A 13,543-nucleotide genomic window follows, 5' to 3' on the forward strand; every position below is an offset into this window, starting at 1 on the left:
CCCTTCGGTCTTGCGTTTCCGACTCTATCAGATCCTTTCGGGCCTGATTCCCAGTCAGCGGGAGTTGCCTTCCCGGCCGTTGGGCCGTTCCGACGTCTCAAACCTTAGCGGATCCTCTCGGCGATTCCCAATCGGGCCGCCGAGCTCCAAATCGAATTGAATTCGGGCACGCCGAAATCGACCCGTTCGGGAGATCGTGCTGATGGTTTGGTTTGCCGCTCTCGCGGCGGGAGGTGCTACCGAAGAACCGTTACGGCCCCGTGGCAACCCGAAGAACTTTACGGATCCGACGGATCGGTGTCAAGCACCCCCTGTCAAGATCTTTTAGTCGAGGTCGCTGAGGCGTCCGCCGGCGTCCGGCTGGGCGTGCTCCACCCTGCGCAGTAGGCGGGTGAGGACATCGCCCAGGCCCGTGCGCTCCTGAGGTGACAGGTCCTGGAGCAGGTCCTCCTCGAAGACCGTCGCAAGCCTCATCGCCTCCAGCCACTTCTCGCGCCCCTCCGCCGTCAGCTCGACGATCACCCGGACGCGGTTCGTCTCGTCCCGTTCACGGGTCACCAGTCCCTCGGTGACCATGCGGTCGATCCGGTGGGTCATCGCGGCCGGCGTCAGGCCCAGCCGCTTGGCGAGGTCGCTCGGGCCCATGCGGTAGGGGGCACCGGAGAGGACGAGGGCCTTCAGCACCTCCCACTCGGCGTTGCTGATGCCGAGGGCGGCGGTCTGGCGGCCGTAGGCGACGTTCATACGGCGGTTCAGGCGGGACAGGGCCGAGACGATCTGCTCGACCTGGGGGTCGAGGTCCCGGAACTCGCGCTGATAGGCGGCGATCTGCTCTTCGAGTGTCGGTTCGCCGAGGGTGCCGGAGGTGTCGCCCATGTGCGGAGTATCTCATGGTGCTCGTTGGCGTTGAAGTTCTTCCAGGTGTACTGTTTAGCTTCAAACTTTAGCTTTGAAGTCTTCGGTTCTAAGTACTGAGGGAACCCAACGACTTCCACGACCTGATTGAGGTGAACGTGACCAGGGCGATGGGCGCAGCGATGCGCCGGATCCACGTGGGCAACGCACTCAGCGCGTTCGGGCTCGGCTTCACCGTCCCCTATCTGTACGTCTATGTGGCGCAGGTGCGGGGGCTGGGGGCAATGACGGCGGGGCTCGTCCTCGCCGTGTTCGCCGTGGCCGCGTTGATCGTGCTGCCGTTCGCCGGGCGGGCCATCGTCCGGCGCGGCCCGCTGCCGGTCCTGCTCGCCGCCCTGGTCACCGCCGCCCTCGGGGCGCTGAGTCTGGGTCTGGCGGCCAGTGGGACGACCGTGCTGCTCTCGGCCGCCGCGCTGGGCGCCGGTCAGGCCGTGATGCAGCCGGCGCTCGCGACGATGATCGTCGACTGCTCGACCGCCGACACGCGTTCGCGTGCGTTCGCCACGCAGTTCTTCCTGCAGAACCTGGGGCTGGGCGTCGGTGGGCTCATAGGCGGCCATCTCGTTGACTCTACGCGCGTCGACTCCTTCACTCTGCTGTTCGCCGTCGAGGCGGCGATGTTCCTGCTGCTGGCCGTGGTGATGGCGACCGTGCGGATGCCGCACTCCCCCCGGATGGAGGGCGCGCCCGCGCGGTCCGGCAAGGGCAGCTGGAAGCAGCTGCTGGGCAATCGGGCCATGGTGCGGTTGTCCGTGCTGGGGTTCGTGCTCTTCTTCGCCTGCTACGGGCAGTTCGAGTCCGGGCTGAGTGCCTACGGGGTGGAGGCCGCCGGGATCTCCACGTCCGCGTTGGGCAGCGCCCTGGCCGCCAACACGCTGATGATCGTCGTGGCGCAGTTCGCCGTGCTGAAGTTCGTCGAGCGGCGCAGGCGGTCCCGGGTGATCGCCGCGGTCGGGCTGATCTGGGCCGTCGCCTGGCTCACGGCCGGGTACGCCGGACTGGGGCACGGCAGTCAGGAGATGGCGACGGCCGCGTTCGTGTCGACGTACGCGCTGTTCGGGCTCGGTGAGGCGATGTTGTCGCCGACCGTCGCTCCGCTGGTGGCCGATCTGGCGCCGAGCGGGATGGCGGGGCAGTACAACTCGGCCTTCGCGCTGGTGAAGCAGCTCGCGCTGGCCGTGGGTCCCGCGGTGGGCGGGCCCATGGGGGCCTCGCTGCACGCGCCGTACGTGGTGACGTTCCTGCTGTTCTCGCTGGGGATCACCTACCTCGCGCTGCGGCTGGGGCGGCAGCTGACCGCCGTACAGGATCGGCCGTGGGTCGGGCGGAGTCGGGTGGTGGCCCGGGGTGGGGCCGCCGCGGAGACGGTGGTCTCGGAGGCCTGAGGCGGGGAGCCGGCTCCGGCTCGCGAAGGGCGGTCGTCACGTCGGTGACGGCCGCCCTTTTCGTATGTGCGCGGTCTCAACGGGTGGCTGTGGTGAGGGTGGCGGTGAAGGAGAAGGTCGCCGTGGCCCGGGCCGTCAGGAGGGCGGTCAGGGCCCCGCCGGCGGCGGTGAGGGCGTCCGGGCCGTCCTTGTCGAGGATCTGCTGGGCCCAGGGGAGGACCGAGAGGTGGCCGGGGGCGAAGTCGGCGAGTGGCGGGAGGGCGATGCCGAAGGTGAGCTCGCGGGCCTCGGCGTCGTGGAAGCCGGCGGTGCTCAGGGTTGTGGTGAGGTGCTCCGCCGTACAGGAGAAGGCGGCGGCGAAGGAGGCCGCCGGTTCGGGGCCGCCGTACTCCTCGATGACCTGGTGCTGGGCCGCGAAGTAGGGGCTGGTGAGGGCCGCGGGGGCCCAGGTGGTGGCGGCGAGGCGGCCGTGGGGGCGGGTGACCCGGGCCGCTTCCTTGAGGGCCGCCGTGAGGTCGGGGAAGAACTGGGCGCCCTGCTGGCAGACGACCGTGTCGAAGGAGGCGTCGGGGTAGGGGAGGTGGTCGGCCGGGGCCCGCGTGAATTCGATGTCGGGGTAGTGGCGGGGGTGGTGGGCCGTGGCGATCCCGAGCATCCCCTCGTTCACGTCGGCGCCGAAGACACGGCCCGTGGGGCCGGCCTGGGCGGCCGCGGCGCGGGCGGCGAAGCCGGTGCCGCAGGCGAGGTCGAGGACGGTGGCGCCCGGACAGATGTCCACGGCGTCCAGGAGCGCGGTGACGAAGGGCGCCATGATGGGCGCGACGTACTGCTCGTAGCGTTCGGGTGCGGTGCCTTTGAGCTGGAAGCCCGGTTCGTCTGCCATGGAGAGCTGATAGCACCCGGGGTCGGTCAGGGCGAGCCCTTCGGCAGGACGAATTCGCACCAGACCGCCTTCCCGCCGCCCGGTGTGCGGCGGGAACCCCAGTTGGAGGCGATGGTCGCGACGATCGCGATGCCCCGGCCGGACTCGTCGCCCGGCTCGGCGCGGCGGCGGCGCGGGAGGTGGTCGTCGCCGTCCGTCACCTCGATGATCAGCCGGCGGTCGGTGCGGCGCAGGCGCAGGCGCATGGGCGGGATGCCGTGCTGGAGGGAGTTTGCGACCAGCTCGCTCGCCGCGAGGACGCCCAGGTCGTGGAGGTCGGAGGGGAAGCGCCAGCTGGTGAGGACGCCGGACGCGAAGGCACGCGCGCGTGGGGCGGCCTCGATGCCGCCGAGGAGTTCCAGGGCGGCGTTGCGGAAGAGCTCGCTGTCGGGGCCGGTGCGGGACGGGTGCTGGAGGACCAGGACGGCCACGTCGTCGTCGTGGTCGGCCGTCAGGCCCGCCGAGCGGACCAGACGGTCGCAGACGACCTGGGGCGTGCCCGTGGCGCCGGAGAGGGCCGCCTCCAGGGCCGCGATGCCCTCGTCCAGGTCGGCGTCGCGGCGCTCGACCAGGCCGTCCGTGTAGAGGACGGCGGTGGAGCCGGGGCCGAGCGGAATCGAGCCCGAGGCGTGCATCCAGCCGCCGGTGCCCAGCGGCGGGCCGGTCGGCTCGTCGGCGCGCTGGACGGCGCCCGTCTCGTCGCGGACCAGGATCGGGAGGTGGCCGGCGGAGGCGTACACCAGCCGGCCCTCGTTCGGGTCGTGGATGGCGTACACACAGGTGGCGATCTGGTTGGCGTCGATCTCGGCGGCGAGGCCGTCGAGGAGCTGGAGGACCTCGTGCGGGGGCAGGTCGAGGCGGGCGTACGCGCGGACCGCGGTGCGGAGTTGGCCCATGACCGCCGCGGCCCTCACGCCCCGGCCCATGACGTCGCCGATGACGAGCGCGGTGCGGCCGCCACCGAGGGTGATGACGTCGTACCAGTCGCCGCCGACCGCGGTCTCGGTGCCGCCGGGCTGGTAGGTGGCGGCGATACGCAGATCGTCGGGCTCCTCCAGGACCTGTGGGAGGAGGGAGCGCTGGAGGGTCACGGCGGTCTCGCGCTGGCGGCGCTCGCTGGCGCGCAGGCGCTCGGCGGCCTCGGCGTGGTCGGTGACGTCGGTGGCGAAGACCAGCACGCCCGCGTGGTCGCCTTCCGTCACCGGGGTGCAGGTGAATGTGTAGGAGCGGCCGTCGGGGGCCTTGCGGGACTTGAGGGTGCGGGACTTTCCGCTGCGCAGGACCTGGTCGAGGAGCGGGAGCAGGCCCAGTTCGTCGAGCTCGGGCAGGGAGTCACGGGCGGGTTCGCCCAGGGGGCGGATGCCGAAGGCCGTCGTATAGGCGTCGTTGATGTAGGCGACGCGGTGGTCGGGGCCGTGCAGAAGGGCCACCAGGGCCGGGACCCGGTCCAGGACCTCGCGGACGGGGAGCTCGTCCACGGCGGGCGGGTGCGGTGGTTCGTCGGTGAGCTGTTCGGCGCGGGCCGCGGGGACCGAGCCGACGGGCTCGGGCGGCCGGTCGGGGGTGACCTGGTGGTCGGTCCGCGCTGCGGCGCGGCGCTGCGTTCCGGGGAGCCGGGCGCTCCAGCGCGTGAAGTTCACGAATCCTTGCCTCGTGTCGTCGTCTTCGGCGTCAGCGGCGTCAGCGGCGTTTCGGCCGCCTCGGGGCGGCGCCGGTCCCGGCCGGAGAGCTGGGGGGTGGTGCCCCCGGGATGCAGCACGGTGGGGAGAGCCTCTTGGAGTCGAGGGGCGGGCGGATGCTCGCCCTGGAGCGGGGATCAGTCTGGCAGTGTTGGCCTGCCGGGGCGACATCCGTCAGACGGCTGCCGGGTCGGTGGAGTTCCTGGGTCCGGTCAGGACGACCCCTTCGGGTCGTTCGCCGGGTCGGTAGGAGGCTTTCCACCGGCCGCGAGTTCGAACTCCGCACGGGGATGTTCGAGCGAGCCGAGCGAGACGATCTCCCGTTTGAAGAGGCCCGAGAGGGTCCATTCCGCCAGCACACGGGCCTTGCGGTTGAAGGTGGGGACCCTGCTGAGGTGGTAGACGCGGTGCATGAACCAGGCAGGGTAGCCCTTCAGCTTGCGCCCGTAGACGTGTGCCACGCCCTGGTGGAAGCCGAGGGAGGCGACCGAGCCGACGTACTTGTGGGCGTACGTCTGCAACGGCTCGCCGCGCAGCGCGTGCGCGATGTTGTCGCCGAGGACCCTGGCCTGGCGGACCGCGTGCTGGGCGTTGGGGGCGGTCTCCCTGCCGGGTTCGGGCGCGGTGACGTCGGGGACGGCCGCCGCGTCTCCGGCCGCCCACGCGTGCGTGACGCCCTCGATCGTCAACTCGGGGGTGCACCTCAGCCGGCCGCGCTCATTGAGCGGGAGGTCGGTGGCCGCGAGGAGGGGGTGGGGTTTGACGCCGGCCGTCCAGACGATGGTGCGGGTCGGGAAGCGGGCGCCGTCGCTCAGTACGGCGACGCGGTCGACGCAGGAGTCCAGGCGGGTGCCGAGGCGTACGTCGATGTTGCGGCGGCGCAGTTCGGTGACCGTGTAGCGGCCCATCTCCTCGCCGACCTCGGGCAGGACGCGGTCCGAGGCCTCGACGAGGATCCACTTCATGTCCTCGGCCTTGACGTTGTGGTAGTAGCGCGTGGTGTAGCGGGCCATGTCCTCCAGCTCGCCGAGCGCCTCCACGCCGGCGAATCCGCCGCCCACGAAGACGAAGGTCAGCGCCGCGTCGCGGATCGCGGGGTCACGGGTGGAGGAGGCGATGTCCATCTGCTCGATGACGTGGTTGCGCAGGCCGATGGCCTCCTCGACCGACTTGAACCCGATGGCGTGCTCGGCGAGGCCGGGGACGGGCAGGGTGCGGGAGATCGAACCGGGCGCGAGGACCAGTTCGTCGTACGACAGCTGTTCCGCGCCCGTGCCCTCCTCCTCGGTGGCCAGGGTGGTGAGGGTCGCGGTGCGTTTGGCGTGGTCGATCGAGCGGACCTCGCCGATGACGACATGGCAGCGGTCGAGCACACGGCGCAGCGGTACGACGACATGGCGCGGGGAGATCGCGCCGGCCGCGGCCTCCGGAAGGAACGGCTGATAGGTCATGTACGGGTCGGGAGTGACCACCGTGATCTCGACGCCGCCCTGCCCGAGTTCCTGTTTCAGCCTCCGTTGCAGGCGCAGGGCCGTGTACATCCCGACGTAGCCGCCACCGACAACGAGAATGCGCGCACGTTCCTTCACCATCCCATGACGCACCCATGACTTGAGTTTGTCCACAGCCCCGACAATTTGTGTGACCGCGAGCCGGGGATCTCCGGAGTTGGCCGGATTGTCGGAGTGTGCGGGAGGAGTGCAGGTCAGTGGGTGTGCGCCGGGGGAACTCGGGTGGCGCAATCGGGACGTAAACGACCCGTACTCCGATCGGGGGGCGCTCCGTGCGGAACCTGCCCCTTCTGAATTGACTCCCTCTCAACTATGTTCGTGTGTCGACGGGGTGTAGGGGGATGCGCTCTTCGGTCATCGAGTCCGCGACGGGCGGGCTGGTCGACCGGGCCGTTCCTCACGCTCCGGCTTCCAATGGCGGGGAGAGTCTCCGGGGGGAGACGTCATTACCGGGGGAACGCTTATGCATGTTCAGGACTCTCATTGGTCGTCCGCGTCTGCGCTGACAGCGGGCGGCATGGTGAGCGCGGCGGCGGGCAACGGACGCGGGGACGCCTCGCGTACGACGCCGCTGCGCGTGGACGCACAGCGCAATCTGGAGCACGTGCTGCGTGCGGCGCGCGAGGTCTTCGGCGAGCTGGGGTACGGCGCGCCGATGGAGGACGTGGCGCGGCGGGCGCGGGTGGGCGTGGGGACCGTGTACCGGCGGTTCCCGAGCAAGGACGTCCTGGTGCGGCGGATAGCCGAGGAGGAGACCTCGCGGCTGACCGAGCAGGCCCGGGCGGCGCTCGGGCAGGAGGACGAGCCGTGGTCGGCGCTGTCGCGCTTCCTGCGGACGTCGGTGGCGTCGGGGGCGGGCCGGTTGCTGCCGCCGCAGGTGCTGCGGGTCGGCGTCGCCGACGAGCGGGACGGCGGTTCCGTCTTCGACGAGGCCCGGGTGCCCCAGCAGCGTACGCAGCCGGGCTCGGGTGAGCTGCGGCTGGTCTCCGAGGCGCATACCGGGGTTTCCGCGGACGACGACGCCGGGGCCTCCACGCTGCTCGACGTCGTGGGACAGCTGGTGGAACGGGCTCGGGCCGCGGGCGCGCTGCGGGCCGATGTGTCGGTGTCGGATGTGCTGCTGGTGATCGCGACCGCCGCGCCTTCGCTGCCGGACGCGGCTCAGCAGGCCGCCGCGTCGGCTCGGCTGCTGGACATCCTGCTGGAGGGGCTTCGGTCCCGCCCCGCGTGAGGGACTCCGGCCGTCGGCCGACGGCCGCGGTCATCTTCGCGTGGGACACGGATGACTCGAAAAGGTGACCCTGGGGTGTGGGCTCTGCGCGGCCCACGCCCCCTGCTTGTCGTGGAATTCGCTCCGACAAAGCAGGGCATCACGGTCAACTAATGCATAGTGCGCGTCAATTGAGGCTTCCCCGAATGGGTGACGGCTAGTACTGCGCCGCGAGAAAACCCCACGGACGAGTGGAACGGGTGTTCTCGGGGGGTCCTGAACAAAAGCCAATATGGCACTCTGACCCGGTGTTCGGGACCGGTAGGGCAGGCGGCGGGGGCTTTCCGCGATGAGCGATGACGGGCGGGACGGGGACGGGTCACCGGGGGACGGGTCACCGAGGGACGGCGACCCGGAGGGCGGCGGTACCCCGCAGGTGCCGATCCAGGGGGGACGCGCCTCCATTCCGGCCCAGGGCGGGGAGCCCGTCGAGGGCAGTGTGCCGGCGCAGCGCGACCGGCGTGAGGACAGTGGCGTTCTGCCGCCGCCGCGGGAGCTGCCGCCCGCCGACGCCGAACTGATCGAGCGGATGCGCTCGGGCGACGACACGGCCTACGAGGAGCTGTACCGGCGCCATGCCCACGCCGTGCGCCGGTACGCCCGCACCTGCTGCCGTGACGCCCACACCGCGGACGACCTCACCGCCGAGGTCTTCGCCCGGATGCTGCAGGCGGTGCGTGGCGGGCACGGGCCCGAGCACGCCGTACGCGCCTATCTGCTCACCTCCGTGCGGCGGGTGGCCGCCGGGTGGACGAAGTCGGCCAGGCGGGAGCACCTGGTCGACGACTTCGCGTTGTTCGCCGCGCAGGCGGCTCGGTCGTCGGACGTGCCGGACGACACCGCCGCCCTGGGCTCGTTCGGGGCGGGCCTGGATCTGGGCGCCGATGTACGCGCGATGCACGAGGCCGAGCAGTCCATGGCGATGCGGGCCTTCCGGTCGCTGCCCGAGCGCTGGCAGGCCGTGCTGTGGCACACCGAGGTCGAGGACGAGTCGCCCAGCGAGGTCGCCACGCTCTTCGGGCTGGACGCCAACGGCACCCGCGTGCTCGCCAGCCGGGCCCGCGAAGGCCTCAAGCAGGCCTATCTGCAGGCCCACGTCAGCGCCACCCTGGTGGCCGACGAGGAGTGCGCACGCTACGCCGACCGGCTCGGCGCCTACGCCCGCGGCGGGCTGCGCACACGGGCCGAGCGGGGGCTGCGCAAGCATCTGGAGGAGTGCGCCAAGTGCCGGCTGGCCGCGGGCCAGATCAAGGAAGTCGCCAGCGGGATCCCGGGCGTGGTGCCGGTCGCGGTCATCGGTTGGTTCGGTGCCGCCGGGTACGCCAAGGCGATCGGGCTCATCGCCGGTGGGGCCGGCGCCGGTGCGGCGGGGGCTGCGGGCGCCGCCGCGGCGGCCGGCGGCTCTTCGGGATCCGCCGGCGCCGGTGGCGCGGCGGCCTCCGAGGGGCTGGGCGCGCCGGTGAAGATCGGTATCGCCGCGGGTGTCGTCGCCGCGGCGGGCGTGGCGGTGGCCCTGGCGCTGACCGGGAACCACCCGCCGCCCAAGAAGCCGGACGCCAAGCCGCCCCTCTCCTCGCCGGTCGTACGCCCTGAATCGCCGACGCCCACGCCCTCGAAGAATCCGCCCGAGGCGCCCGCGCCGGCGATCGTGCCGGCGGACGCCCCGAAGCCGACACCGAAGCCCGCACCGCGGCCGACGCCCACCCCGGCGCCGAAGCCGAGACCCACACCCACGCCCACACCTGCACCGGTCCCGAAGCCGACGCCCACTCCCCCGCCCACCCCGGCCCCGACTCCCCCGCCCGCCCCCGCCGTCTACCAGTGGAGCGAGCTCGCCTACGACGTCAGCGGCGACGGCACCCGGCCCGAGATGCGGATCCGCGAGAGCAGCTGGGTGTGGCAGCGGTACGGACTCTCCGTCGGCGGCAAGCGGTACACCCACGGCGTGAGCGTGCACGGCAGCTCCTCCGTCACCATCGACCTCAACCGCGCCTGCACCGCCTATGACGCCAGGGTCGGCATCGACGACATGACGCTGGGGCTCGGCAAGGTCTACTTCTCCGTCTACGCCGACGGCGTCCGGCTGTGGAAGTCCGGTCCGGTCGAGGGCGGCGACCCGGCGGTCCCGGTCCATGTGAACCTCGCCGGACACCGGACCGTACGGCTGGTCGTCGAGCCGGACAGCGGCTTCGACTCACTGACGCTCGCCGACTGGGCCGAGTCGCGGTTCACCTGCTCGTAGGGCGGTCGCACGCGGGCGTGGTGCCGGTGGACGTGGGGTGGGCGCTCAGGGCCTCGTCCAGGTCGCGCAGAAGGGCTGCCGTGGAGAGGGCGGTGAGGGCGGTGAGGGCGGTGCCCCTGGCGTACTCCGGGTCCCAGCGGTCGCCCAGGGCGGTGCGGGCGGTCGCCTCGGCGCGCTCGGCCCCGGCGCCCTCCGGCCTCATGCGCGGATGGTCACCGCGGCGGTGGTCCGCCACCGCGAGCAGCCGGGCCACGCGCGCGTGGTCGCCGAGGTCGGACAGCAGGACCGCCGTGGCGTCCACCAGCGTCGCCACGATCACGTCGGCGACGCGCTGCTCCAAGGCCGCCCGGACCGCGTCGACCAGCCTCGGCAGACCGTGCCGAGGACCCGACTCGGCGACCGTCACCATCGCCTCGGTCGCGCTGAGCATCACCATGAACTGCGGCGGCGGTGTGCCGCGCCCGGTCTCCGCGCGGGCCGCCTCGCACAGCTCGCGGGCGTGGGCGCTGTCCTTGTCGTCCACGGCGATCTGGGCGCGCATGAGCAGGACGAACGCCTTGGAGTCCGCCACGGCGTAACGGTCCGCCGCGGCCGACGCCTCGTCCAGGGCGGCCACCGCGGCCCCGCGGTCACCCGAGCGGTAGGCGAGTTCCGCGAGCCGGGCCATCAGGAACGGGGTCTCCGCGTACGCCCCCACCTCGTAGGCCAGCCGCAGCGCCTCCTCGTACTCACGCCCGGCCTCCTCGTGCCGGCCGCGCATCATGGCCGCCTCGCCGGCCGCGCTGCACACCTGGGCCCGCATCCAGCGGTCACCCACGCGCCGGCTGAGCATCCGGAGCTCGGCGAGGTCCTCGTCGACGCCCGTCATACCGCCGGGCGAGTCGACGACCATGTGCGTACGGAACATCAGGGCCACGCCGATCGCCCAGTCGTCGCCGTGGGCCCGGCAGTGGGCGACCGCGACGTCCATGACCGCTCGGACGTCCGCCGGGCCGCTCAGGACGGAGGCGGCGAACGGCCACACGATGCCGGGGAAGCGGGCGGACTCCGGACCGCCCCGCTCGTAGAACTCCCGCACCCTGACGACGTACGCCCGCAGCCGCTCGTCGAGCACGCCGTCCATGGGCTCGACGTCGGACCTGAGGAAGAGCTCCAGCATCCGGAGGTTCATCCGGTGCGTGTGGAGGGGGTGGCCCACCTCGGCGTCCGGGGCGGCGAGGTAGGCGTCGACCGGGTCGGTGGGGTCGGGGGCGGCGGGGAGGGAGAGCGGAGCAGGGGGTTCGGGCGCGGCGGGGCCGTCGGAATGCCCGGGCGCGGGGGTGTCCGTCCGGTCCAGGAGGGTGCCCAGGCGCAGGATCCGGTGGGTCCAGCTGACGCCCTCCCGGCGGTAGTTGCGCAGCCACCACAACCAGCCCATGGACAGGGCCACCGTGGCGGCCTCCTCCTCGGCGCCGGAGACGAGGGCCCGGTTGAGGGCCGCGCGGATGTTGTCCAGCTCGGTCTCCAGCCGGGTGATCCAGGGGAGTTGGCCGGCCGAGCGCAGACGGGGTTCGGCCTCCGTCACCAGCGCGCGCACCCACGCGCGGTGCCGGCGCTCGGCCTCGGCGCGCCGCTCGGGGGCCTCGGCGGCGCGCTCGACGGCGTACTCGTGGATGGTCTCCAGCATGCGGTAGCGCATGGTGCCGGGGCCGCCCTCCAGCATGCGGTAGCGCATGGTGCCGGGGCCGCCCTCGTCGTACGGGGACTCGTACGGAGCGGCCACCAGGAGGGACTTGTCCACGAGCGCCCCGATCAGGTCGGCCGCGGGGCCGGTGCACACGGCCTCCGCGGCGGCGAGGTCCCAGCCGCCGGCGAAGACCGAGACCTCGCGCAGGACCGTGCGCTCCCGCTCGTCGAGCAGGTCCCAGGACCAGTCGACCACCGCGCGCAGGGTCTGCTGGCGGGGCAGGACGGTACGGCTTCCGGAGGTCAGGAGGCGGAAGCGGTCGTCCAGGCGGTCGGCGATCTGGCGGGGGGTGAGCAGCCGCAGCCGGGCCGCGGCGAGCTCGATGGCGAGCGGCAGGCCGTCCAGGCGGCGGCAGATCTCCTCGACCGCGGCCCGGTCGCGCAGGACGGTGTCCGCGTCGGGGCGGACGGCGCGGGCGCGCTCCTCGAAGAGGCGTTGGGCCTGGTCGGGGACGAGGGGTTCGACCGGGCGCACGGACTCGCCGGGGACGCTCAGGGGTTCACGGCTGGTGGCGAGGACGGTGAGGCCGGGGCAGTGGGTGAGGAGTGTCTCGGCGAGGGCCGCCGCCGCTTCGATGACATGTTCGCAGTTGTCAAGGATCAGGAGTGGGCTGCGCGGGGCGCAGTACTCGATGAGCAGGGCGACGGGGTCGTCCTGCGGGGCCGTCAGTTCGGTGGTCATCAGCACGGTCTCGCGCAGACCGAGCGCGCTGACCACCGCGCCCGGCACCGCCTCCGGCCGGTCGAGCGGCGCCAGCTCGACCAGCCACGCCTGGGGCAGCCCGGCGGCGGCCTCCTCGGCGAGACGGGTCTTTCCCGAGCCGCCCGGTCCGGTGAGGGTGACCAGGCGGGCCCTGTGCAATTCGGAACGGATGGCATCGAGTTCTGGTTCCCGGCCCACGAAAGAGGTGAGGCGGGGACGGAGGTTGCCGGTGCGGGACGGTGGCGGGGTGGGCTGCGGCTGCTGAGGTCGCGGCCGAGGCTGCGGCTGCGGCTGCTGTGACTCGTTCAGGAGTTCGGTGTGCAGGGCTCGGAGCCGGGGGCCGGGGTCGGTGCCGAGGGCGTCGGCCAGGGAGCGGCGGGTGGACTCGTAGGCGGCCAGGGCGTCGGCGGTGCGGCCGGTGTCCCGCAGGGCGCGGATGAGGAGGGCGTGGAGCGGTTCGTCGTACGGGTGCGCCGCGGTCAGTTCCCTCAGCCTCGGTACGGCGATGCCGGCGCGGCCCAGGCGGAGGTCCGCGTCGAGACGGGCGCGGGTCGCCTCCAGATGGAGGGCGTTCGGGCGGCTCGCCGCGGCGGTGCGGTCGGGGAGGTCGGCCAGGGCGGGACCGCGCCACAGGGTCAGGGCCTCGTCCAGGACGCGGGCGGCGTGCGAGGCGTCCCCGTGGGACAGGGCCGCGGTGCCCTGCCTTACCAGGCGTTCGAAGACGTACAGGTCGACGTCGTCCTCGGTGGCCTCCAGTCGGTAGCCGCCGGGGACGGAGGAGACGGCGTCCTTGCCGAGGGCGCGGCGCAGGCGGCCGATCAGGGCCTGAAGGGCGGCGGGTGCGTCCTGTGGAGGCGCGTCCGACCACACCTCGTCGACCAGCGTGTCGACGGACACGACCCGGCCCGGGCGCAACGCGAGCACCGCGAGCAGCGTCCGAAGACGGCCGCCGGGGACGGCTGTGCCGACACCGCCGTCGCCCACCACCTCGGTGACACCCAGAATTCTGTACCGCACCGGCTCATTGTCGCCGGGGGCCCCAGGCCGGGCACCGCGTTTCGAGGGGCGGGGCGTGGCTCCGCCCTGGGGGCGTTGTGCTGCCTGTCACCTGTTGGACCTGTACCGCGACTCTGTGTGAACAGCTAATGTCCGTATACGGCCGAGGCCCGTACCCGGGCCTATGCTGCGCAG

8 protein-coding genes are annotated in these 13,543 nt (G+C 72.5%); 3 read left to right on the forward strand and 5 right to left on the reverse strand.

Annotated elements, in window-relative coordinates:
* Positions 1–324: 324 nt before the first annotated feature.
* Positions 325–876, reverse strand: a complete 552-nt coding sequence (locus ABZT17_RS35540; RefSeq protein ID WP_356355262.1) for a MarR family transcriptional regulator — start codon at positions 874–876, stop codon at positions 325–327.
* Between the two features lie 161 nt (positions 877–1,037).
* On the opposite strand from ABZT17_RS35540, the gene ABZT17_RS35545 reads away from it, so the two are divergent.
* Complete coding sequence (locus tag ABZT17_RS35545; RefSeq protein WP_356355313.1) at positions 1,038–2,300, forward strand: MFS transporter; 1,263 nt, start codon at positions 1,038–1,040, stop codon at positions 2,298–2,300.
* A 76-nt stretch (positions 2,301–2,376) separates the two neighbouring features.
* On the opposite strand, the gene ABZT17_RS35550 is transcribed toward ABZT17_RS35545, so the two are convergent.
* The 3 genes from ABZT17_RS35550 to ABZT17_RS35560 all read right to left on the reverse strand — a co-directional run bounded on the left by ABZT17_RS35550 (position 2,377) and on the right by ABZT17_RS35560 (position 6,493).
* The gene (locus ABZT17_RS35550) at positions 2,377–3,183 is read right to left on the reverse strand and encodes a methyltransferase domain-containing protein (RefSeq protein ID WP_356355264.1); all 807 of its coding nucleotides are present in this window, start codon (positions 3,181–3,183) and stop codon (positions 2,377–2,379) included.
* Between the two features lie 26 nt (positions 3,184–3,209).
* Complete coding sequence (locus ABZT17_RS35555) at positions 3,210–4,862, reverse strand: SpoIIE family protein phosphatase (protein WP_356355266.1); 1,653 nt, start codon at positions 4,860–4,862, stop codon at positions 3,210–3,212.
* A 251-nt stretch (positions 4,863–5,113) separates the two neighbouring features.
* Complete coding sequence (locus ABZT17_RS35560; protein WP_356355268.1) at positions 5,114–6,493, reverse strand: NAD(P)/FAD-dependent oxidoreductase; 1,380 nt, start codon at positions 6,491–6,493, stop codon at positions 5,114–5,116.
* A gap of 382 nt (positions 6,494–6,875) precedes the next feature.
* Here ABZT17_RS35560 and ABZT17_RS35565 point away from each other — a divergent pair, with 382 nt between their 5' ends.
* Together ABZT17_RS35565 and ABZT17_RS35570 are read left to right on the forward strand one after the other, a co-directional pair.
* Positions 6,876–7,643, forward strand: a complete 768-nt coding sequence (locus tag ABZT17_RS35565) for a helix-turn-helix domain-containing protein (protein ID WP_356355270.1) — start codon at positions 6,876–6,878, stop codon at positions 7,641–7,643.
* Between the two features lie 328 nt (positions 7,644–7,971).
* Entirely contained in the window at positions 7,972–9,924 is a 1,953-nt protein-coding gene (locus tag ABZT17_RS35570) for a sigma-70 family RNA polymerase sigma factor (protein ID WP_356355272.1), read from the forward strand.
* On the opposite strand, the gene ABZT17_RS35575 is transcribed toward ABZT17_RS35570, so the two are convergent.
* Positions 9,911–13,369, reverse strand: a complete 3,459-nt coding sequence (locus ABZT17_RS35575; RefSeq protein ID WP_356355274.1) for a BTAD domain-containing putative transcriptional regulator — start codon at positions 13,367–13,369, stop codon at positions 9,911–9,913. The genes ABZT17_RS35570 and ABZT17_RS35575 overlap by 14 nt on opposite strands.
* Between the last annotated feature and the right edge of the window lie 174 nt (positions 13,370–13,543).

This window comes from Streptomyces sp. NPDC005648, from assembly GCF_040605395.1.
Classification (GTDB): domain Bacteria; phylum Actinomycetota; class Actinomycetes; order Streptomycetales; family Streptomycetaceae; genus Streptomyces.